Consider the following 20,552-nt stretch of genomic DNA (forward strand, 5'->3'; position numbering starts at 1 on the left):
CTCGGGTTCGGAACAACAAACAGAACGCGAGGGAACAGAGACCTGTCCGGCGTTCGGCATGACTGGGACATCTTCAACGCACCAGCCACGCAAAAGGCATCACAGATCCAGAAGCAGGCGCCTCGGATCTTCCACAAGCTGCTTGATCCGGACGAGGAAGCTTACGGCTTCCCGCCCGTCTACGATCCGATGATCGTAGGACAGCGCCACATACATCATCGGTCGGATCACGATTTGTCCGTCCCGTACAACCGGACGGTCCTGAATGGCATGCATCCCCAGAATGCCCGACTGCGGCGTGTTCAGGATCGGCGTGGAGAGCAGCGACCCGAAAATCCCGCCATTCGTGATGGAGAACGTCCCATGCGACAGTTCCTCCAGCTTCAGGCCGCCTGTCCGCGCCCGCTTACCATAATCGGCGATGCGACGCTCCAGCTCGGCAAAACTCATCTGATCGGCATCATGCAGCACCGGCACCACAAGCCCGCGCTCTGTGCCCACCGCAATGCCCAGATTGACGAAATCGCGATAGACGATCTCATCGCCTTCGATCTGCGCATTGATCGCCGGATAATCCTTCAGCGCGCCCACCACGGCCCGCGCGAAAAAGGACATGAAGCCCAGACGCGCCCCGTCATGCTTCTTCTCGAACTCGTCCTTGTATTCCGCCCGCAGCGCCTTGGCGGCGGACATGTCGATCTCGTTGAACGTCGTCAGAATGGCCGCCGTGTTCTGCGCCGCCTTCAGATTCCGCGCGATCGTCTGGCGCAGACGGCTCATGGGAACCCGACGCTCCCGCGCTTCATGCGAGGACAGCTTGGGGGCCGAGGTAACGGAAACAGGCTTCGGCGTTTCAGGAGCGGGAGGCGTGACGCGCGCCGGAGATGCGACAGGTTCCGAAGCCGCAGCCTTGGGAGCAGGAGCCGGTTCGGCCGCAGCAGATTCAGGCGCAGCCGGTGCCTCCGCCGTCTCGTCCACCGCCCCCAACAGACCGCCGATCTCGACTTCCGTGCCCACCGCCACACAGTCTTCCAGACGCCCGGCGGACGGCGCGGTCACCTCAACACTGACCTTGTCCGTCTCCAGTTCCACGATGGTCTCGTCGTGCTGCACATAGTCGCCGGAGTTTTTAAGCCACCGCGCGACAGTCGCAGTCGTCAGGCTTTCTCCAAGCGCCGGAACCCTGATTTCGACCGTCATGCTGCTTCCTTGTCTTGCGTCCCGCCGCGAAGCGGGGAAATGTCTGTGCCGTTACCCGGCACTCTGTCCGGAAAAGATTAAGAATGCAGGATACTGCATCTTCGTTCCCAGCGGGAGGCGGAACCATCCCCGTCGCCGGACTTTGAAACCAAAACACAGGAGGCCGCAATGTCCCACCCGCCCGACCGTCCTGAAATTCTGGACTCCAACCATCTTTCCGCCCGCACCCGCGAGATCCTGACATCGCGGCTTTCGGTCTCCACTAAACAGCCGTGCACCCTGTCGCTCCGGGCCTATGCCGTCCTAGACGCGCTGCTGCCCGTCCTGCTCCCGCTGGACGAAATCCTGCCTGCCAGTACCGACATCGCCATGACGGCCCGGATCGACGCCGCGCTCTCCGGCCCCCGCGATGGCTGGCGTTTTGCGGATCTCCCGCCCGATGCCGAAGCCTGGGAATCCGCCCTCCTGACGCTCGACGACGTCGCAGCCGAACAGCACGGACTCGCCTTCATCCATCTGGCCCCGGACCTGCGTGGCACCCTGCTTGATGGCGTCATGGACGGGCAGATCGGTCTCGAACGCGACGGCCGCCTCACGGCTTCCCAGATGAAACGCTGGTCTGGAGACCTGCGTGGCGAGGTTGTGGACTGCCTCATGAGCGACCCGCGCATCCAGCAGGCGCTCGGCATTTCCTCCAGCCTCACCGGCGGAGATGCCGTCTTTCAGGGCTTCACCGAAGTCGGCCCCGACAGCCGCGAGTCCTTTGAACCCAAAGCCACCGCCCCCCTTCTCCAGATGGCAGACTCCAGCGAATGAGCAGTACGACCGTCATGAAGACATTCGCCGAAACGGACATCGTCGATGCCCTCATCATCGGCAGCGGTGCCGGTGGCGCGCCGCTGGCCGCAGAACTTTCCCGCAACGGCAAAAGCGTCGTGGTGCTGGAAGCCGGCCCCGCTTTCCCCGCCACGGGACACACGCCCGACGAAGTGGCCGCCCGCGAACTGTACTGGCTGCACGAACGCCTCTCCGCAGGCACAAACCCGCAGGCTTTCGGTGGCAATAACAGCGGCACCGGCCTTGGCGGCTCCATGCTCCATTACGGTGCCTTCATGCCGCGCATGGACGCCCGCGACTTCCACCTGCATACCGAAACCGGCAAAGGCGTGGACTGGCCCTTCGGTCTGGACGAACTGCTCCCCTATATCGAGCGCGTGGAATCCTTCATCGGCGTCTCCGGCCCCGCCCATTACCCATGGGACCCGGAGCGCCGCTATGCCTATGCGCCCCCGCCCGCCAACTCCGCCGCGCTGAAAATGCGTGAAGGCTGTGACGCGCTCGGCCTGCGCCACGCAGACGGCCCCGCCGCCCTCATCACTCGCGATATTGAACAGCCACATTTCGGCACCCGCCATGCCTGCGCAAACTGCGGAGCCTGCCATCAGGGCTGCCGCAACGGCGCCAAGTCAGGCACGGACAACACATGGCTTCCCATGGCCGTCGCTTATGGTGCCGAACTCCGCCCCGGCTGCTTCGCCCACACAATCGAACGCGACAGCTCCGGCCGCGTGACCGGTGTGGTCTATCGCCAGAACGGCGTCGAACACCGCCAGAAATGCGCGACCCTCGTCCTCGCCGCCGGTGCCGTCGAAACCCCGCGCCTGCTCCTGACCAACGGCCTCGCCAACAGCTCCGGTCAGGTCGGCCAGAACTACATGACCCATGTCTCCACACAGGTCTGGGGCGAGTTCGACGAAGACATCCGTCCCAATCGCGGCTACCCGTCCCTGACCATCACCGAAGACATGATGCGCCCCAAGGATGCGAATTTCGTCGGCGGCTACCTCGTGCAGTCACTGGGCATGATGCCCGCGACATGGGGCCAGAACCTCGCCCGCAGCACCACGACACGCGGCCCGGCCTTCGCGCGTGCGCTCGCCGGATACAACCGCTCCGCCGGTATGGGCATCAACGGCGAATGCCTGCCCCGCCCCGAAAACCGCGTCACGCTTTCGGACGAAAAAGATGCTTTCGGCATTCCCAAACCGCTGATCGAACATTCCTACGGCCCAAACGAGTGGGCCATGCACCACCACGCCGCCCGCCTGCTGACGCAGATGTGGGAGGCAGTGGGCGCAAAGGATATCCGCGTCATCGACCGCGCTGCCCATATGATCGGCACCTGCCGCATGGGCACGGACGCCGACAGCAATGTCGTCAATCCGGTCGGTCGCAGTTTCGATATCGACAATCTGTGGATCTCCGATCATTCGATCTTCCCGAGCGCCGCCGCTGCCAACCCGGCTCTGGCGATCATGGCGCTCTCGCTGCGCACTGCGGAGGCCATGCTGAAGGCCTGATTGAAATCTGACATAGATCAAAGTGATCCGGAGCCTGCGCAGGAGTCTTGACACTGCTTTGCGCGCTCCGGTAAGCGAAGGACGACTTTCCGGTGGCGTCCTGTCACCCGGTCTCCCTTTCCTTACGGATGCTTCCTGCTTCCATCGTCCTGCGAAATCCTCACAGATCACCGCCTGACACAAGCAGTTCCCGTACAGTAGCCCCGCCTTCTGTACGGTCGCGCATCCCTCCCCCTATCAGGTCTGCCACTACCGGCACATCAAGGCGCGTCTTTCATGCATCTTGCCGAACTCAAGAAAAAATCCCCAGCCGACCTTCTGGATTACGCAGAGGAACTGGAGATCGAGAACGTCTCGTCCATGCGCAAGCAGGACATCATGTTCGCCATCCTCAAGGCCCTTGCCGAGCGCGATCAGGCGATCTACGGCGAAGGCACGCTCGAAATCCTGCCGGACGGCTTCGGTTTCCTGCGCAGCCCGGAAGCCAACTACCTTCCCGGTCCCGACGACATCTACATCTCCCCCACGCAGGTCCGCCGCTTCGGCCTGCGCCCGGGCGACACGGTTGAAGGCCAGATCCGCGCCCCGCGCGACGGCGAGCGCTATTTCGCGCTACTGAAGGTCAACACCATCAATTTCGAGGCGCCGGAAACCGTCCGGACCCGCATCAACTTCGACAACCTCACGCCGCTCTACCCCGAGCGTCGCCTGAAGATGGAAGTCGAACAGTCCGAAGCCGCCGTCACGGAATCCTCTCCGCGCGGCAAGGGCAAGAAAGACCAGCGCGACTACACCCCACGCGTGATCGATCTCGTGACGCCGATCGGCATGGGCCAGCGCGCCCTGATCGTCGCCCCGCCCCGCACCGGCAAGACCGTGATGCTCCAGAGCATCGCAGCGTCCATCTCCGCCAACCACCCCGAAGTGTTCCTGATCGTCCTTCTGATCGACGAACGCCCGGAAGAAGTGACGGACATGGCCCGCTCGGTGCGCGGCGAAGTCGTCTCCTCCACCTTCGACGAACCGGCAACCCGCCACGTCCAGGTGACGGAAATGGTGCTGGAAAAGGCCAAGCGCCTCGTCGAGCACAAGCGCGACGTGGTCATCCTGCTGGATTCCATCACCCGTCTCGCCCGCGCCTACAACACCGTCGTCCCCTCCTCGGGCAAGGTGCTGACCGGCGGTGTGGACGCCAACGCCCTGCAGCGCCCCAAGCGCTTCTTTGGCGCCGCGCGTAACATCGAAGAAGGTGGCTCGCTGACGATCATCGCAACGGCCCTGATCGACACGGGCTCGCGCATGGACGAAGTCATCTTCGAAGAGTTCAAGGGCACCGGCAACGCCGAGCTCATCCTCGACCGCAAGCTGGCCGACAAGCGCACCTTCCCTGCCATCGACATCACCAAGTCGGGCACGCGTAAGGAAGAACTGCTGGTCGATCGCGCCGAACTGTCCAAGATGTGGGTCCTGCGCCGCATCCTCGCGCCGATGGGCACGATGGACGCCATGGACTTCCTGCTGGACAAGCTCAAATACAGCAAATCCAATCAGGACTTCTTCGACGCCATGAACAACTGATCCCGGATCAGCACGGCCGACATGAAAAAGGGGAGCTCCGGCTCCCCTTTTTTGTTGTCCGGTCTATCGGAATGACGGGAAAGCCTGCCTGTTACAGCACACCTTCCAGATGCAGCATGGCATGCTTGTCCGCGATGCCTCCCAGTCCCGAATATCCGCCAAGCCCCGCCCGGCCAACAACACGGTGACAAGGGATCAGGATCGGAATCGGATTCGCTCCAACCGCCCCACCGACCGACCGCGCAGACCCGCCGACCTCGGCCGCGATATCGGCATAAGTCCGGGTCTTGCCGTAGGGAATCCGGCGCAACGCGTCCCAGACCTTCTGGCGGTACGGAGTCCCGTAAGGACGATAAGGCAGCGTGTCGAAATCGACCGATTCCCCATCAAAATAGCGCTCCAGAAGATCGCGGGCCTTCAGAAGAAGCGGAGTCTCCTCCTGATCGCGCCCCCAACCCCAGTCCAGAGCGACGATCTGGCCCTCATCTTCACTGATGGTAAGGGCCCCGAAAGGTGAGTGGCAGGATAGCTGTGGCATGAACGACACGGTGCCCGAGCGGCTCAAAACCGTCAATCCGGCAGTGTTGCCATTGAGACCGATGCTTTTTAGCCATGCGATTGGTGCATATCGCTTAACCCCAATATGCAAAATAAACATATTGTACCGCTTCAGTAGGCTTTCCAGCAATACTCTGTAATGTGTTGGAAAACTGCCCTTTTTTGTATCAGAAACGCGACAGGACGTTATCCGGAACGCCTGTGTAATCATTCCCCGAACCACATCATAGCCCGTTTCAGGATCACTACGCCCCATCCCTCACGGAAACGTCAGAAGCCGTGTTTGTCTTAAACAATAAAATAGGGTCAGTAAGTTCTCATGCTGGCGGTGTCTGGTACTGATCGTTGGATTGAGAGGACAGGATTTTCCCCTGCCCCTTTCAAGACTGCATAGGTCCAGAATATCTCAGCGGAAACAGTCTTTACAAAAAGGACAGTTGGATCATGACTTCTGGTCTACTGACGCCGATCAAGGTTACGAAAAAGCGCCTTCTCAGCTGCGCAGCCGTACTGGCACTCTCAGCTGCTGTTCCCGTCGCTTTTGCGCAGGAAGATACGGGCGCAGCAATTACAAGTGCCGATAACGGCGGCAATGTCGGAAACTGGATGTCCTACGGGCGCTCCTATTCCGAGCAGCGCTTCAGCCCGCTCGACCAGATCAACAAGGACAATGTCGGCCAGCTAAAGCTCGCCTGGCACTACGATCTGGACACGAACCGCGGTCAGGAAGGCACGCCTCTGGTCGTGAACGGCGTCATGTACGCCACGACCAACTGGAGCAAGATGAAGGCGCTGGATGCAGCGACCGGCAAGCTCCTGTGGGCCTATGATCCCAAGGTTCCGGGCAACATCGCCGATCGCGGCTGCTGTGACTCCGTCAACCGCGGTGCTGCCTACTGGAACGGCAAAGTCTATTTCGGCACGTTCGACGGACGTCTGATCGCACTGGATGCCAAGACCGGCAAGCTGGTCTGGAGCGTCTACACGATCCCCAAGGAAGCCCAGCTCGGCCACCAGCGCTCCTATACGGTTGACGGCGCACCGCGCATCGCCAAGGGCCGTGTCATCATCGGCAACGGCGGCGCCGAATTCGGTGCCCGTGGCTTCGTGACGGCCTATGACGCCGAAACCGGCAAGATGGACTGGCGCTTCTTCACGGTTCCGAACCCCGACAACAAACCCGACGGCGCAGCCTCCGACGACATCCTGATGTCCAAGGCCTATCCGACCTGGGGCAAGGGCGGAGCCTGGAAGCAGCAGGGCGGCGGCGGTACCGTCTGGGATTCGCTGGTTTATGACCCCGTGACGGACCTCGTCTATCTCGGCGTCGGCAACGGCTCACCCTGGAACTACAAGTTCCGCTCCGAAGGCAAGGGCGACAACCTTTTCCTCGGCAGCATCGTCGCGATCAACCCGGATACCGGCAAGTACGTCTGGCATTTCCAGGAAACGCCGATGGACCAGTGGGATTACACCTCGGTCCAGCAGATCATGACGCTCGACATGCCGGTCAACGGCGAAATGCGCCATGTGATCGTCCATGCCCCGAAGAACGGCTTCTTCTACATCATCGATGCGAAGACCGGAAAATTCATCTCGGGCAAGCCCTACACCTACGAAAACTGGGCCAATGGTCTGGACCCCGTCACGGGCCGTCCGAACTATGTGCCTGACGCTCTGTGGACGCTGACGGGCAAGGCCTGGTACGGCATTCCGGGCGATCTGGGCGGCCATAACTTCGCCTCCATGGCCTACAGCCCGCAGACGAAGCTGGTCTACATCCCCGCCCAGCAGGTTCCGTTCCTCTACGATCCGCAGAAGGGTGGCTTCAAGGCCCACCACGACAGCTGGAATCTCGGACTGGACATGAACAAGATCGGCCTGTTCGACGACGCCGATCCGCAGCACAAGGCCGACAAGGCACAGTTCCTGAAGGATCTGAAGGGCTGGATTCTGGCCTGGGATCCGGAAAAGCAGCAGGCAGCCTTCCGGGTTGACCACAAGGGTCCGTGGAACGGCGGTCTGCTCGCAACGGGTGGTGGTCTCCTCTTCCAGGGCCTCGCAACCGGCGATTTCCATGCCTACGACGCTACGAACGGCAAGGATCTCTTCAGCTTCCCGGCACAGAGCGCCATCATCGCGCCTCCCATCACCTATACCGCCAACGGCAAGCAGTATGTCGCGGTGGAAGTGGGCTGGGGCGGCATCTATCCGTTCTTCCTCGGTGGCGTGGCCCGGACATCCGGCTGGACCGTCAACCATTCCCGCGTGATCGCTTTCGCGCTGGACGGCAAGGACGCACTGCCGCCGAAGAACGAACTCGGCTTCCTGCCGGTCAAGCCGCCTGAGAAGTGGGATGAAGCCCGTACGAAGAACGGCTATTTCCAGTTCCAGACGTATTGCGCCGCTTGCCATGGCGACAACGGCATCTCGGGTGGCGTTCTGCCTGACCTGCGCTGGTCCGGTGCGATCCGCGGACAGGAGAAGTTCTACAAGCTCGTCGCTAAGGGCGCTCTGACCGCCTACGGCATGGATCGCTTCGACACGTCCATGTCTGCGGCCGAGATTGAAGACATCCGCAACTACCTCGTGAAGCGGTCCAACGAGTCCTATGAGGACGAAGTGAAAGCCCGCGACAACAAGCAGGGCGTCCCCAACGACCAGTTCCTCAACGTACCCCAGGGTCCGGTTGAGCCTGCAACGGCGGACCATCCGTAACGGGCGACCGTTACGGTAAAAGGAGGCACGTGACATGCTCAATGCATCAATTCGCGACAGGCTGGTATCTGAGATGAAACAGGGATGGAAATTCGCGGCCGCAATCGGCCTCATGGCGGTGTCGTTCGGCGCCGCCCATGCCCAGGACGCTGATGAAGCCCTGATCAAGCGTGGCGAATATGTCGCCCGCCTGTCAGACTGCATCGCCTGCCATACGGCTCTGCACGGACAGCCCTATGCGGGCGGTCTGGAAATCAAGAGCCCGATCGGCACGATCTATTCGACCAACATCACGCCGGACCCGGAACACGGGATCGGCAGCTACACCCTTGAGGACTTCACGAAGGCCATCCGCAAGGGCATCCGCAAGGATGGTGCAACGCTTTACCCGGCAATGCCCTATCCTGAATTCGCGCGTCTGTCCGACGACGACATCCGCTCGATGTATGCCTACTTCATGCATGGCGTGAAGCCGGTCGCCCTTGCCAACAAGGCACCGGACATCAGCTGGCCGCTCTCCATGCGCTGGCCGCTGGCAGTGTGGCGCGCCATGTTCGTTCCGAGCGTGACGCCGGGCGAAGACAAGAGCATCAGCGATCCGGAAGTCGCACGCGGTGAATACCTCGTCGACGGTCCGGGCCATTGCGGCGAATGTCATACACCCCGCGGCTTCGCAATGCAGCTCAAGGCTTATGGAACGAGCGGCGGCAACGTCTATCTGTCCGGCGGTGCACCGATCGACAACTGGATCGCCCCGAGCCTACGCAGCAACAGCGATACGGGTCTGGGTCGCTGGTCTGAAGATGACATCGTCACCTTCCTCAAGAGCGGCCGTATCGACCACTCCGCCGTCTTCGGTGGCATGGCCGACGTGGTGGCGTACAGCACGCAGCATTGGACAGACGACGACCTGCGCGCCACGGCCAAGTACCTGAAGAGCATGCCGGCCGTTCCGGAAGGCAATAACCTCGGCCAGGATGACGGTCAGACGACCGCCCTGCTGGACAAGGGTGCTCAGGGCAACGCCGGTGCGGAAGTCTATCTGCACAACTGCGCCCTCTGCCACATGAACGACGGTACGGGCGTCAACCGCATGTTCCCGCCACTGGCTGGCAACCCGGTTGTCCTGACGGATGATCCGACGTCGCTCGCCAATGTCGTGGCCTTCGGTGGCATCCTGCCCCCGACCAACACGGCACCGTCCGCCATTGCCATGCCCGGCTTCAAGAACCACCTCACCGACCAGCAGATGGCCGATGTCGTGAACTTCATGCGCAAGGGCTGGGGCAACAAGGCACCGGGAACTGTATCCGCTGCCGACATGCAGAAACTGCGTACGACGGGAGCACCGGTCTCCACGGCTGGCTGGAACGTCTCCAGCAGGGGCTGGATGGCCTACATGCCGCAGCCTTACGGCGAAGGCTGGACCTTCTCTCCGCAGACCCACACGGGCGTGGACAACGCACAGTAAGCGTTTCCCACTCTCTGACAGTCTGAATAAAAGGGGCGGATCGGAAACGATCCGCCCTTTTTTCATGCTCGCACGCCCATCATTGCAAGCTAACCATTTTCACCACGGGGCCTCCTGCACTACATAGAACCCCATGACGCGCTCCTCCCGCCCGGACCACACCCCGCAGGTCATTTTCGCACTGGCAACCGGTCCCTCCCGCGCCGCCATCGCGATCATGCGCGCCAGCGGCCCCGGCAGCGATACGATCCTGCGCGCGCTGTGCAACGGACATCTCCCCGAACCCCGCCGTGCAAGCCTGCGCACCCTGCGCCATAACGAAGAGGTGCTCGACCATGCCGTCGCCCTCTGGCTCCCCGGCCCGAACTCCTACACAGGCGAAGACGGCTTCGAACTGCATCTCCATGCCGGTCCCGCCATCATCGCCCGCGTCGCCGACGCCCTGACCGATCTGGGCAGCCGCCCTGCCGAACCGGGCGAGTTCACCCGCCGCGCCGTTCAGAAAGGACGGCTGGACCTGCTTCAGGCCGAAGCCATCGCCGACCTCGTGGATTCTGAAACTGAAAGCCAGCGCAAACAGGCCCTGCGTCAGGCCGACGGCGCCCTGAGCCGCCTGTACGACGACTGGGCACAGCGCCTGCGCCTCGTCCTCGCCCATCAGGAAGCGCTGATTGACTTCCCGGACGAAGACCTCCCTCAGGACGTGGAAGACGGACTGGTCGAGGAAATCTCGAAGCTCCACGCCGAAATGTCCGCCCATCTTCAGGACAATCGCGGCGAACTTCTGCGTCGGGGCCTGACCGTCGTGATCGCGGGCTCACCGAACGTCGGAAAATCCAGCCTTCTCAATGCGTTATCCGGAACAGACGCGGCAATCGTCACCCATCGTGCAGGCACGACCCGCGATGCCATCGCACTCGACTGGATTCTGGACGGTGTCCGCCTTCGTCTGATCGACACGGCGGGCCTGCGGGAGACGGAAGACGAAATCGAAGCCGAAGGCATCCGCCGCGCATTGTTTCACGTGAAACAGGCGGATGTCGTACTGCATCTCATCGGCCCGGATGAGAGCCTTGAGACCCTCTCCGGACAGGAAATCCCCATCCGGACGAAAATCGACATCGCACCAGCCCCGCCCGGCATGTTAGGGATCAGCACGCAGTCCGGCGAAGGGCTTGATGCGCTGCGTCAAGTTCTGTCCGAACGGTTGTCCGAACTCATGGCCGGCTCAGCCGCGCCTCCTCTGACCCGCGCCAGACACCGCGCCGGAATCCAGGAGGCCGCAACTCATTTGGATCAGGCCCGGACCGCGACATGGCCGGAACTGCGGGGCGAGGAACTCCGGCTGTCCATGCTGGCTCTCGGGCGTCTGACCGGACGTGTAGATGTTGAATCCCTGCTCGATGCGATTTTCGGGCAGTTCTGTATCGGGAAGTAGGTTGTGAGCGATTTCGATGTCATCGTGATCGGCGGCGGTCATGCCGGATGTGAAGCTGCAGCGGCATCGGCCCGTTTCGGCGCGCGCACCCTGCTGCTCACCCATCGGCTGGAAACGATCGGCGCTATGTCCTGCAACCCCGCCATCGGCGGGATCGGCAAAGGCCATCTTGTGCGCGAAATCGACGCGCTCGACGGCCTGATGGGCAAAGCCGCAGACCGCGCAGGCATCCATTTCAAACTGCTCAACCGTTCCAAGGGCCCAGCCGTTCACGGCCCCCGCGCACAGGCCGACCGTTCGCTCTATCGCGCCGCCATTCAGGATCTGCTCGCCGCCACCCCCAATCTGACGATCCGTGAAGGCGCTGCCGGAGACCTGATCGAAGAGAACGGCCGCATCACCGGCGTCATCTGCGAAGACGGTCGCGAGTTCCGTTGCGGCGCAGTTGTCCTGACCGCCGGAACCTTCCTGCGCGGCGTCATCCATGTCGGCCACACCCAAACGGAGGCCGGACGCATCGGCGAGGCTCCGGCCAAGCGTCTGGGCGAACGGCTCTATGCGCTCGGCCTGCAAATGGGCCGCCTCAAGACCGGCACACCGCCACGTCTGGCCAAGGATAGCATCGACTGGGAAAACCTCCCGGCCGATCCGGGCGATGCCGAGCCCGAGGCCTTCAGCCCCATGACGACGGCCATCACCAACCCGCAGGTCGTCTGCCGCATCACCCAGACCACCACCGAGACCCACAGGATCATCACCGAGAACCTGCACCGCTCGGCCATGTATGGCGGCGCCATCGCCGGACGCGGCCCGCGCTACTGCCCGTCCATCGAGGACAAAGTCGTCCGCTTCGCCGATCGCAGCTCGCATCAGGTCTTTCTCGAACCCGAAGCCCTTCCGGGAAATCCGGGCGGCGATCTGGTCTATCCCAACGGCATCAGCACCAGCCTGCCCGCCAACGTGCAGGCCGCCATGATCGCCACCATGCCCGGCTTGAAAAACGCCCGCATCGTCACCGCAGGCTATGCGGTCGAGTATGATTACGTGGACCCGCGCGAGCTTCTGCCGTCCCTGCAACTGCGCCGCCTGCCGGGCCTGTATCTTGCCGGACAGATCAACGGCACGACCGGCTACGAAGAAGCCGGCGCACAGGGCCTCCTCGCAGGCCTGAACGCCGCCCGCGCGACCGCTGGAAACGATGCCCTCACGCTGGATCGCAGTGACGCCTATCTCGGTGTCATGATCGACGACCTGACGCTGCACGGCATCAGCGAACCCTATCGCATGTTCACGTCCCGCGCCGAGTATCGCCTCACCCTGCGCGCCGACAACGCCGACCTGCGCCTGACGCCCAAAGGCATCGCCTCAGGCTGTGTCCTGCCCGAACGCGAAGCCGCTTTCACCGCCCAGAAAGCCGAACTCGACGCCGCCATGGCCCGCGCCGCAGAGACGACCTTCCTGCCGCAGGCGCTCCGCGACGTCGGTTTCGAAGTCTCCCTGGATGGCCGCAGACGCACGGTTCTGGACGTCCTCGCCAGCAACGGCGATCACACGATTCTGAACGCGCTGGCCCCCTGGTTCGCCGAACTCCCCCTGCGCGTGCGCCGTCACGTCGAGACGGAAGCCCGCTATGGCGGCTATCTTCACCGGCAGGATCGTGAAATTCGACAGCTCGCATCGGAAAGTGCCATCGCCCTTCCGGCCGATCTGGATTACACTGCCATCGGCGGCCTGAGCAGCGAAATGCGCGAGCGTTTTTCCCAGGCCCGCCCGACCAGTTTCGCCGCAGCACAGCGCGTGCGCGGGGTCACACCTGCCGCGCTGGTCGCCCTGCTGGCCCATGTAAGGACCCTGTCATGACCACCGTTTCACGTGAAACACACGAAAGGCTGGAGCGCTTCGCCGACCTGCTCGTGCAGTGGAACGCGAAAATCAATCTCGTCAGCCCGCGTGATATTGCCCAACTCTGGCCCCGTCATATCGAGGACAGCCTCCAGCTTGTCGAACTGATCCCCGAAGGTACCACTATCACCGATCTGGGGTCGGGCGGCGGTTTTCCGGGCATCATTCTGGCCATCGCCACGGGCAACCCGGTCACCCTGATCGAATCGGACCAGCGCAAATGTGCCTTCCTGCGGGAAGCCGGACGCATCTGCGAGGCGAAGGTCACGGTCATCGCCAAACGTATCGAAGCCGCCAGCCCCCCTCCGGCCGACATCATCACGGCCCGGGCGCTGGCCCCCCTCAACAGACTCCTCGACTGGGCACGGCCATTGCTGAAGGACGACGGGTTCTGCCTGTTTCTGAAAGGTCAAAAGGCGCAGGCCGAGTTGACCGAGGCCAGCGCCGACTGGCACATGAGCCACACCATTGTTCCCAGCCGCACCGACCCCGGCGGAGCCATCATCAAGGTCAGTGATTTCAAGCGTGTCGTCTAAAACCGAATCCCCCACCACCCGGATCATTGCCGTCACCAACCAGAAGGGAGGCGTCGGCAAGACCACCACCACCATCAATCTGGCAGCAGGTCTGGCCCGTCAGGGACAGCGCGTCCTGCTCGTGGATCTGGACCCGCAGGGCAACGCATCAACCGGCTTGGGCATCGACTACGACCAGCGCAACACCGGCACCTATGCCGCACTGATGGTCGAAGCCGAACCCCACACCCTGCCCCAGCCGACCGCGTTCGAGAATCTCTCGATTATCACGGCCAACAACGAACTGGCTGGCGCAGAGCTTGAAATGATCGGAGACGAGCGCCGCGAATACCGTCTGCGCGACGCCCTGCATGCGCTTGAAGGCGATTACGACACGATCCTGATCGACTGTCCGCCAAGCCTCGGCCTGCTGACTCTCAACGCGCTGGTCGCGTCCGACAGCGTGATCGTGCCGCTGCAATGCGAGTTCTTTGCGCTCGAAGGCATCAGCCAGCTCGTCCGCACCATCGACCGCGTCCGCCGCGCCTTCAACGCAGACCTGCATCTCGAAGGCATCATCCTGACGATGTACGACCGGCGCAACAACCTGTCCGAACTCGTGGCGCAGGATGCGCGCGGCTTCTTCGGCGATCAGGTGTTCGAGACGATCATCCCGCGCAACATCCGCATTTCCGAAGCCCAGAGCCACGGTAGCCCGGTGCTGGATTACGACGCCCGCTCAACAGGCGCCATCGCCTATCTGGCACTGGCGGACGAGCTGATCAAACGCAACAAGAATAAGACAAAGGCGTAACCGGCGATGGCCAAAAAGGACAGTTCCCCGCGTCTTGGTCGCGGCCTCGCAGCCCTTCTGGGCGATCAGGCGCCGCAACTGGCCCGCGCCACACGCGCAAACGCCACACCACAACAACATTCATCCCTGCCCGTGGATATTCTGGCCCCAAGCCCCTTCCAGCCACGACAGGACATGAATCCTGAACGCCTGTCCGAACTGGCCGATTCCATTCGCTCACGCGGCGTGCTGCAACCCCTGCTCGTCCGCCCCGATCCGGAAAAAGCAGGTCATTACCAGATTATCGCCGGTGAGCGCCGCTGGCGCGCCTCACAGCTCGCAGGCCTGCACAGCGTCCCCGTCCATATCCGCGAACTGGATGACACGGACGCGATGGCGGCCGCTCTGGTCGAGAACCTCCAGCGCGCGGATCTCAATCCGATTGAAGAAGCCGAAGGTCTGCAACGCCTCGTCACCGACTACACCCTGACACAGGAAGAACTGGCCGGTGCCGTTGGCAAATCCCGCCCGCACATCACCAACACCATGCGCCTGCTGAACCTGCCGCCGGAAGTCCGCGCGCATGTCCGCAACGGCGACCTCACAGCCGGTCACGCCCGCGCCCTGCTGACCCATCCCGATCCGGTCGCTGCCGCCAAACTCGTTATCGCCCGCGGCCTGAACGTCCGCCAGACAGAAGCGCTCACCAGCGGCAAAGAAACCACGACCCCGGCCAAAAAGGCGCGGGACGCGGAAATTCTCCAGATCGAAAACGATCTCTCCTCCCGCCTCGGCCTGAAAGTCCATATTTCCTATAACGGCAAAAAAGGCGGCTCTCTGAAGATCGACTATACGTCTCTGGAGCAGTTCGAAAGCGTCATGCGCCTCCTCAACCGGAAATAAGACACTGAAAAACAAGGTTTTTCTTCTTTTTCAGACCAGCCGCGAAGAAAAGAAGAAAAACCTCTTGCAGCTTCCCACCGAATCCCGCTATAAGCCGCTCCACCGGTAGACGGGCCATGGGCACATAGCTCAGTTGGTAGAGCAGCTGACTCTTAATCAGCGGGTCCAAGGTTCGAGCCCTTGTGTGCCCACCATGCCCGTCTCCGGTTATTCCTTTGAAAATCTGCGGTTTTTAGACTGTTACAGCAGCCTGCAAGGCTCTTGTGAGCTTGTGGCTTTGCGGACCCTGCGGATCTCCCGGACTCAATCCGGACTCATCTGAAAAATTCTCTATCCTGGGAGAGTCCTGGTAACTTTTGTCTGCAATTTCGCGGGTGTGAAATTTTGCCCATGGTGCGGTCCGGGCATACGCGCCCCATAGAGATTTGCATCCCCCCTCTCTCTTCTGCATCGGCTTTTTGATTTCTTTGATTGTTTTCAAAGATACCCAAAAAATCTACGCATGAGCCTGACGCGGTTGAGGTGCCCAAGACCTCTTGAAGATACGACTGCCCCCCCCTTTAGCAGCCATATCTTCTGATGCATGCATTGAGCGCATACCTATAGGGTCTCTGGCTCTGCCTTTCTCTCCCTTGCACCAAAAACGGTGTTAAAGGTGTTAAGGTGTTATTCGCCCCGTAAGGAATTGTTTTATATTGGTTTTTCAATAACACCTTTTGGGATCAGCGCGTAACACCTTCGAAAAGGTGTTATTGATTGCTCGCATAATTTCGCAGAAAACTGCGGTTTTCTTGTCTTGGCAGCGTCCGGGCTACACTTCACCCTATCAGCCGGAAATAGACGAGCCATGCACAATTCGCATAACTCAGCAAAAATCGCGGGAAGGAAACTTCCTGCGCTGACCGCGCAGACCACACATCCGGGCCACGCCGGAGCAGTCCAATCTCAGAGCCCAGCAGACAGAATGCGATAGACACTGGCCCGCCCAATACCCAGGCGTTTGGCGATCTCAGCCGGTCCGATTCCCTCATTTTTCAACTGACGCACCTGCTCAGGATCAATGGAGGACTTTCGGCCGGTATAAATCCCGCGTTCCTTCGCAGCCTTGATCCCTTCCAGCTGACGCTCACGCCGCAGGTTCGTCTCGAACTCGGCAAACACCCCAAGCATGTCCAGGAACGCTTTGCCCGCCGCCGTGGTGGTATCCACTGGCTGCTCTGTGCAACGCAAAGCCGCGCCCTTATCTTTGAGAGCGTGCATGATTGTCTGGAGATCCGCGATGGAGCGCGCCAGGCGATCAATCCGCGTCACCACAAGAACATCCCCGGCCTGAAGGAAGGCGAGCAGGGTTTGCAGCTCTTTACGCCCGGCGGTCGAAGTCCCCGACACTTTCTCTGATCGAATGACCTGACACCCGGCCCCCTGAAGAGCCTGCTCCTGAATTGTCAGATCCTGATCGGTCGTGCTGACGCGGGCGTAACCGTAAATGATCATGAGGCGGCTCCAGGTGTCTCGTTTGGGTCTAGACCTTTCTTATAGACTGTCTCATATGGAAAGATAAACCCAAATGAGACAAGGAAAACTGCCAATCCCGTGTCTCATAAAAATGTCTCGTATCGGTATACTCAAAAGAGACACCTTCAATCCATGCACTGAGCGCATGGCAAAAAGAGACCGTCTCAGCGGTCCCCCTCTTCCGTGCCCAGAATAGACGCCTTCACCTCATAGGCCCTGACATTGCGATGACCAGGCGGAGAAATGACAGCAGAGTTCTTTGCCTTCCCCGGCAGCAGGTATCCCGTCTCAATCAGCGTCTGCACAGCATTGCGCCGGTTCAGACCTGCCAGAGCTTCGGACATCCCTTCAGCGGTCAGGAAGTAGCGCCATTCATACCGTCCGCCATCTCCCTTCATCCAGCGCTTCCAGCCTGCCCGGTTCTGAGTCCGGAACCGTTCGCCCGGTGGCTGGCTTTCTTCCGATTGCGCGGCATCCCCCTGGGCAGGATCAACCCAGCGCTCAAACCGGGCCTCACCATTCTTGGCAATGAAGTCACGCAGCTGGGCCACAGCCTGCTCATCCTCCCGCCGCCCGACCGTGCCCCGCTCTGCAAGCCATGCCTCGAAGCAGATCCCAGCCATCACAGCGGGCGTATCATGATCCCAGCCTGTCAGGCCATATTGCGTTGCCAGTTCACCAGACACCGCAATCATCGCAAACCGCGCGGCAACGCTCCGCACCTGTCCCGAAGCCTCGGGGTAGGACTGCAGCCATTCGCGCATGATATCGCCCATCCGCGACCGGAGCCGATCCTGGACAAGCTCATTCCCTGACTGCGCAAGATCCTGTGTGAGCCGGTGAAGAAAGGCGCGCAACGGTGCTCCGTAATACTGCCCTGTAACCACCCGCAGATGACGAGCAAAGGCGTCCGGCGTGTCATGGTCATGAACATGCTCAAACAGCCCCTGCCCATGTCCGGCATCGGCAGGCAGATCCGCAAACCGCACTTCCTGCCCAGCCTTTGTCGCCTTTCCAGCTTCACGGTTCAGATCAGCCAGTCCGAGTTCACCCGTAGACAGGAACAGGATGCGAAACCGCGCCACGGTCCGCGCTCCACCCGTCCGAGACGCACGCGCCTTGCCCTGTCCGTTCGAAAGCAGATAGGCGACCTCACCAGCTTCACGCGGGTCCAGCTGCCCGATTTCATCCAAAGGCAGCAGAACATCACAGCTCGCCAGCGCCGTGCTTTCGATCCCGTTGCCAGTAGAGCGCCAGGAGCGAATATAGCCCCCTGCCCCGTTCTGAGACGTGCCACCACAGACCGACGCCGCCACCCTTAAAGCCGTACTCTTGCCCAATCGACTGGAGCCCTTGAAGGAGATCCCGCCGCCTTCTTCCCCCAGCAGCCCCAGAAGCGGCGCGGCAAAGGCACAGGAGGCAGCAAAGACCAGACGACTGTTCTTCATGCACAGCGCGCCAATCTGGATCTTCCAGTCCTCAACCGTCCCGGCAATCCCGAACAGCGATGCTTCACGATCCAACGTCTGCAACACCACGCGCTCAGAGGTCTCACCCAGCGTTTCATCCGGCAGGACAAACACGTCCCCGCCACCAAACCGATGCCAGCCGATCCGCGTGACACTTCTGGCCCGCTGAGAACTCTGCAAACTCGCCAGCCACTCCAGGAAAGCCGCCTTGGCTTTAGCGCCTGCGCCCAGCGTCAGGCCGCCGTCTGCCAACCGCGTCCGGATCTCATTGCCATCACCAGCGAATAGGGCACGCGCAAAGGCTTCCTCATGGCGATGCCCGTCACGATCCTGCCAGGCAAGAAGCAGCCCCCAGTTCTGCCCGGCTTCATCACGCGATTCTCCCAGCACCTCGACAGATCCACAGAGGAAAAACGGAGCGCCATCACCATTCCGGCGCCAGATCCCGTCATCCCGATAAATGAACCGCCGATCTTCATTGACCTCCTGCGCTTTCGCGCTGCCCTGATTGGCGTCTGGAAACTGGACCACCTTGGCGTTCTCAATTCCCTTGCGAATATCAGACCGGCCGCTCTGGCTTCCCGTCTGTGTCTTTTCCCCGGAGGACATCGTTCCAGTCTCCATGTACGATTTCAGGCATGGCGAGCCGAACCGTGCGGCCCTGCGATGCGAATTTCTTGAGAGCGGCTTCCAGAGCGCGACGGGCTTTTTCATTCCCGCTGTCATTGTCAGCCGCGATGATGATGTCTTTAAGAGTGTCGGGCAGAGCGACGGCCGCCATGTTGCTGAGCGACACCGCCGACAACACCCGGAACTCAGGGCAGGCCACAGCCACGGACAGCGCCGTCTCAATGCCTTCCGCGATGACCGTCACGTCACCTTCCGGAGCCACACCCAGAGCTTTGCCCGATGCCCCACGCCACAGGCGCACGCACCCGCCCGCGAATGATCCCAGCACCTTCTTGGCGTTCTGAAGATCGGCCTTTACCCAGCTTCCGCCGGGCGTCTCACCCAGCCAGGTCCGATGAACAGCCACCAGTTTTCCGGATGGTCCGCAGATGGCCGCGATCATGGCCGGAAGCGGTCTCTGCACCTCCGCACACCAGACGGACCGATTGAAGCGCAACGCACCAGGAGCGCGCCCCAGCTCACGCAGAATGATGCCCCGCCCGGCGAGATACGCCTCAACCGGCGTTCCGGCGATACCGGACGGAGTGTCATGCCAGAGCTTCCGGGCGGATGCCCGCTTGCGCTGGGCTTCCTGATCCAGATCCTCACGCCCGCGATCCGGCGCAACCTGCCTGCGCTCAGGAGCTCGAAAAGTCGGTGCAGCTCCATCACCCAGCCCCAGCCAGCTGACAGCCCACTTCATCGCTTCCCGCCGATCTCCCGCAAACAGGACGGCCGCCACCAAATCCAACGCGTCCCCGCGCTCGCCTGAGCTGAAGTCAGCCCAGACACCTGCACGGGAACCATTCAGATGGACGGCAAAGCTCTGCCCTTTCTCGCCAGCCAGAGACCCACACCGCCATTCCGCGCCATCCTTCCGACCGTTCGGCAGAAGCTCCCGCGCCAGAACGCCAATGCGCTCCGCCAGCATCCGTGAGAGCGTACCCGCGTCATGCTGTCTCATGCGGGTTCAGCCTTCCGGCTGGGCCATGCCATGAGAACAGGGCAGCGGTCCTGCAACGCATCCGAGAGAGCAGCGCAGGCATCCCGCAGATCCGGCACATCATTGACGAGACCAGATTCACACTCACGCAACACATCCAGACGAGCTTTGGCCTGCCGTATGAGATCAGATGCGGCCCTGATCGCTGGATCTTCATAGGCAAAGCGCCGCCGTTCCAATTCCACCAGGAGCCATTCCGTCCCCCAGAGCAAAGGAAGCGTCAGGTCATGAACCTGTCTGCAACACGCGCCGTCTGGTCCTGTCTTTACCCAGGTGAAAGGCCACCATCCCGGTTCCCGCACATGGGCTTCCCATTGCGCCGCAGCCAACGCGTCCTGACCATCGCCGGGCGGAACGAGCAGGTCATCACCCTTGCACGCCACTAGGCTCAGGACTCATTCTTTAAGATAGAAGATGAAGCTTGCTGCGATGTAGATTGCGGACATGAATGTATGAGCGC

The 20,552-nt window shown here is 61.5% G+C and carries 16 protein-coding genes and 1 tRNA gene; 11 read left to right on the top strand and 6 right to left on the bottom strand.

The features are described from left to right. Nucleotides 1–99: 99 nt before the first annotated feature. Nucleotides 100–1,200, bottom strand: coding sequence for a dihydrolipoyllysine-residue succinyltransferase (gene sucB / locus JK213_RS14195; protein WP_194262989.1), 1,101 nt, complete (start codon nucleotides 1,198–1,200; stop codon nucleotides 100–102). A gap of 168 nt (nucleotides 1,201–1,368) precedes the next feature. On the opposite strand from sucB, the gene JK213_RS14200 reads away from it, so the two are divergent. The 3 genes from JK213_RS14200 (at nucleotide 1,369) to rho (ending at nucleotide 5,138) form a co-directional block, all read left to right on the top strand. Further along, entirely contained in the window at nucleotides 1,369–2,016 is a 648-nt protein-coding gene (locus JK213_RS14200) for a gluconate 2-dehydrogenase subunit 3 family protein (RefSeq protein ID WP_194262990.1), read from the top strand. A gap of 14 nt (nucleotides 2,017–2,030) precedes the next feature. Then, nucleotides 2,031–3,560 (top strand): GMC family oxidoreductase, encoded by a 1,530-nt coding sequence (locus JK213_RS14205; RefSeq protein ID WP_194263007.1) that lies wholly within the window; start codon nucleotides 2,031–2,033, stop codon nucleotides 3,558–3,560. 276 nt (nucleotides 3,561–3,836) lie between these two features. After that, a complete protein-coding gene (rho, locus tag JK213_RS14210) occupies nucleotides 3,837–5,138 on the top strand; it encodes a transcription termination factor Rho (RefSeq protein ID WP_194262991.1) in 1,302 nt (433 codons plus the stop codon). 91 nt (nucleotides 5,139–5,229) lie between these two features. On the opposite strand, the gene JK213_RS14215 is transcribed toward rho, so the two are convergent. Next, nucleotides 5,230–5,676 (bottom strand): methylated-DNA--[protein]-cysteine S-methyltransferase, encoded by a 447-nt coding sequence (locus tag JK213_RS14215; RefSeq protein WP_086647993.1) that lies wholly within the window; start codon nucleotides 5,674–5,676, stop codon nucleotides 5,230–5,232. A gap of 464 nt (nucleotides 5,677–6,140) precedes the next feature. On the opposite strand from JK213_RS14215, the gene JK213_RS14220 reads away from it, so the two are divergent. The 8 genes from JK213_RS14220 (at nucleotide 6,141) to JK213_RS14255 (ending at nucleotide 15,630) form a co-directional block, all read left to right on the top strand. Beyond that, a complete protein-coding gene (locus tag JK213_RS14220; protein WP_194262992.1) occupies nucleotides 6,141–8,414 on the top strand; it encodes a PQQ-dependent dehydrogenase, methanol/ethanol family in 2,274 nt (757 codons plus the stop codon). Nucleotides 8,415–8,448: 34 nt separating this feature from the next. After that, complete coding sequence (locus JK213_RS14225; protein ID WP_194262993.1) at nucleotides 8,449–9,885, top strand: cytochrome c; 1,437 nt, start codon at nucleotides 8,449–8,451, stop codon at nucleotides 9,883–9,885. Nucleotides 9,886–10,018: 133 nt separating this feature from the next. Continuing rightward, nucleotides 10,019–11,323 carry a tRNA uridine-5-carboxymethylaminomethyl(34) synthesis GTPase MnmE gene (gene mnmE / locus JK213_RS14230; protein WP_194262994.1) on the top strand — a complete coding sequence of 435 codons (1,305 nt, stop codon included), beginning with the start codon at nucleotides 10,019–10,021 and terminating at the stop codon, nucleotides 11,321–11,323. Nucleotides 11,324–11,326: 3 nt separating this feature from the next. Then, nucleotides 11,327–13,183: a tRNA uridine-5-carboxymethylaminomethyl(34) synthesis enzyme MnmG gene (mnmG, locus tag JK213_RS14235; RefSeq protein ID WP_194262995.1), complete on the top strand. Its 1,857-nt coding sequence runs from the start codon at nucleotides 11,327–11,329 to the stop codon at nucleotides 13,181–13,183. After that, the gene (gene rsmG, locus JK213_RS14240) at nucleotides 13,180–13,761 is read left to right on the top strand and encodes a 16S rRNA (guanine(527)-N(7))-methyltransferase RsmG (RefSeq protein ID WP_194262996.1); all 582 of its coding nucleotides are present in this window, start codon (nucleotides 13,180–13,182) and stop codon (nucleotides 13,759–13,761) included. Before mnmG ends, rsmG begins: the two co-directional genes overlap by 4 nt. Then, a complete protein-coding gene (locus JK213_RS14245; RefSeq protein ID WP_194262997.1) occupies nucleotides 13,751–14,554 on the top strand; it encodes an AAA family ATPase in 804 nt (267 codons plus the stop codon). Before rsmG ends, JK213_RS14245 begins: the two co-directional genes overlap by 11 nt. A 6-nt stretch (nucleotides 14,555–14,560) precedes the next feature. Then, nucleotides 14,561–15,436 carry a ParB/RepB/Spo0J family partition protein gene (locus JK213_RS14250; RefSeq protein ID WP_194262998.1) on the top strand — a complete coding sequence of 292 codons (876 nt, stop codon included), beginning with the start codon at nucleotides 14,561–14,563 and terminating at the stop codon, nucleotides 15,434–15,436. Nucleotides 15,437–15,554: 118 nt separating this feature from the next. Further along, nucleotides 15,555–15,630, top strand: a tRNA-Lys gene (locus JK213_RS14255). Nucleotides 15,631–16,381: 751 nt separating this feature from the next. On the opposite strand, the gene JK213_RS14260 is transcribed toward JK213_RS14255, so the two are convergent. The 4 genes from JK213_RS14260 to JK213_RS14275 all read right to left on the bottom strand — a co-directional run bounded on the left by JK213_RS14260 (nucleotide 16,382) and on the right by JK213_RS14275 (nucleotide 20,475). Next, entirely contained in the window at nucleotides 16,382–16,930 is a 549-nt protein-coding gene (locus JK213_RS14260; RefSeq protein WP_194262999.1) for a recombinase family protein, read from the bottom strand. Between the two features lie 185 nt (nucleotides 16,931–17,115). Continuing rightward, nucleotides 17,116–19,029, bottom strand: a complete 1,914-nt coding sequence (locus JK213_RS14265; RefSeq protein WP_194263000.1) for a DUF927 domain-containing protein — start codon at nucleotides 19,027–19,029, stop codon at nucleotides 17,116–17,118. Next, nucleotides 18,980–20,053 carry a toprim domain-containing protein gene (locus tag JK213_RS14270; RefSeq protein ID WP_194263001.1) on the bottom strand — a complete coding sequence of 358 codons (1,074 nt, stop codon included), beginning with the start codon at nucleotides 20,051–20,053 and terminating at the stop codon, nucleotides 18,980–18,982. The genes JK213_RS14265 and JK213_RS14270 overlap by 50 nt, the downstream gene beginning before the upstream one ends. Further along, nucleotides 20,050–20,475, bottom strand: a complete 426-nt coding sequence (locus JK213_RS14275; RefSeq protein WP_194263002.1) for a hypothetical protein — start codon at nucleotides 20,473–20,475, stop codon at nucleotides 20,050–20,052. Before JK213_RS14275 ends, JK213_RS14270 begins: the two co-directional genes overlap by 4 nt. Between the last annotated feature and the right edge of the window lie 77 nt (nucleotides 20,476–20,552).

Source organism: Gluconobacter sp. Dm-44, from assembly GCF_018256175.1.
In the GTDB taxonomy this organism is placed as follows: Bacteria; Pseudomonadota; Alphaproteobacteria; order Acetobacterales; family Acetobacteraceae; genus Gluconobacter; species Gluconobacter cadivus.

Bases quoted from the DNA above. Each gene is read 5' to 3' on its own strand.
- mnmE (WP_194262994.1), top strand. From the start codon at position 10,019: ATGACGCGCTCCTCCCGCCCGGACCACACCCCGCAGGTCATTTTCGCA.
- JK213_RS14260 (WP_194262999.1), bottom strand. From the start codon at position 16,930: ATGATCATTTACGGTTACGCCCGCGTCAGCACGACCGATCAGGATCTG.
- JK213_RS14215 (WP_086647993.1), bottom strand. From the start codon at position 5,676: ATGCCACAGCTATCCTGCCACTCACCTTTCGGGGCCCTTACCATCAGT.
- JK213_RS14225 (WP_194262993.1), top strand. From the start codon at position 8,449: ATGCTCAATGCATCAATTCGCGACAGGCTGGTATCTGAGATGAAACAG.
- JK213_RS14220 (WP_194262992.1), top strand. From the start codon at position 6,141: ATGACTTCTGGTCTACTGACGCCGATCAAGGTTACGAAAAAGCGCCTT.
- sucB (WP_194262989.1), bottom strand. From the start codon at position 1,200: ATGACGGTCGAAATCAGGGTTCCGGCGCTTGGAGAAAGCCTGACGACT.
- rho (WP_194262991.1), top strand. From the start codon at position 3,837: ATGCATCTTGCCGAACTCAAGAAAAAATCCCCAGCCGACCTTCTGGAT.
- JK213_RS14250 (WP_194262998.1), top strand. From the start codon at position 14,561: ATGGCCAAAAAGGACAGTTCCCCGCGTCTTGGTCGCGGCCTCGCAGCC.
- JK213_RS14200 (WP_194262990.1), top strand. From the start codon at position 1,369: ATGTCCCACCCGCCCGACCGTCCTGAAATTCTGGACTCCAACCATCTT.
- JK213_RS14205 (WP_194263007.1), top strand. From the start codon at position 2,031: ATGAAGACATTCGCCGAAACGGACATCGTCGATGCCCTCATCATCGGC.
- rsmG (WP_194262996.1), top strand. From the start codon at position 13,180: ATGACCACCGTTTCACGTGAAACACACGAAAGGCTGGAGCGCTTCGCC.
- JK213_RS14265 (WP_194263000.1), bottom strand. From the start codon at position 19,029: ATGTCCTCCGGGGAAAAGACACAGACGGGAAGCCAGAGCGGCCGGTCT.
- JK213_RS14270 (WP_194263001.1), bottom strand. From the start codon at position 20,053: ATGAGACAGCATGACGCGGGTACGCTCTCACGGATGCTGGCGGAGCGC.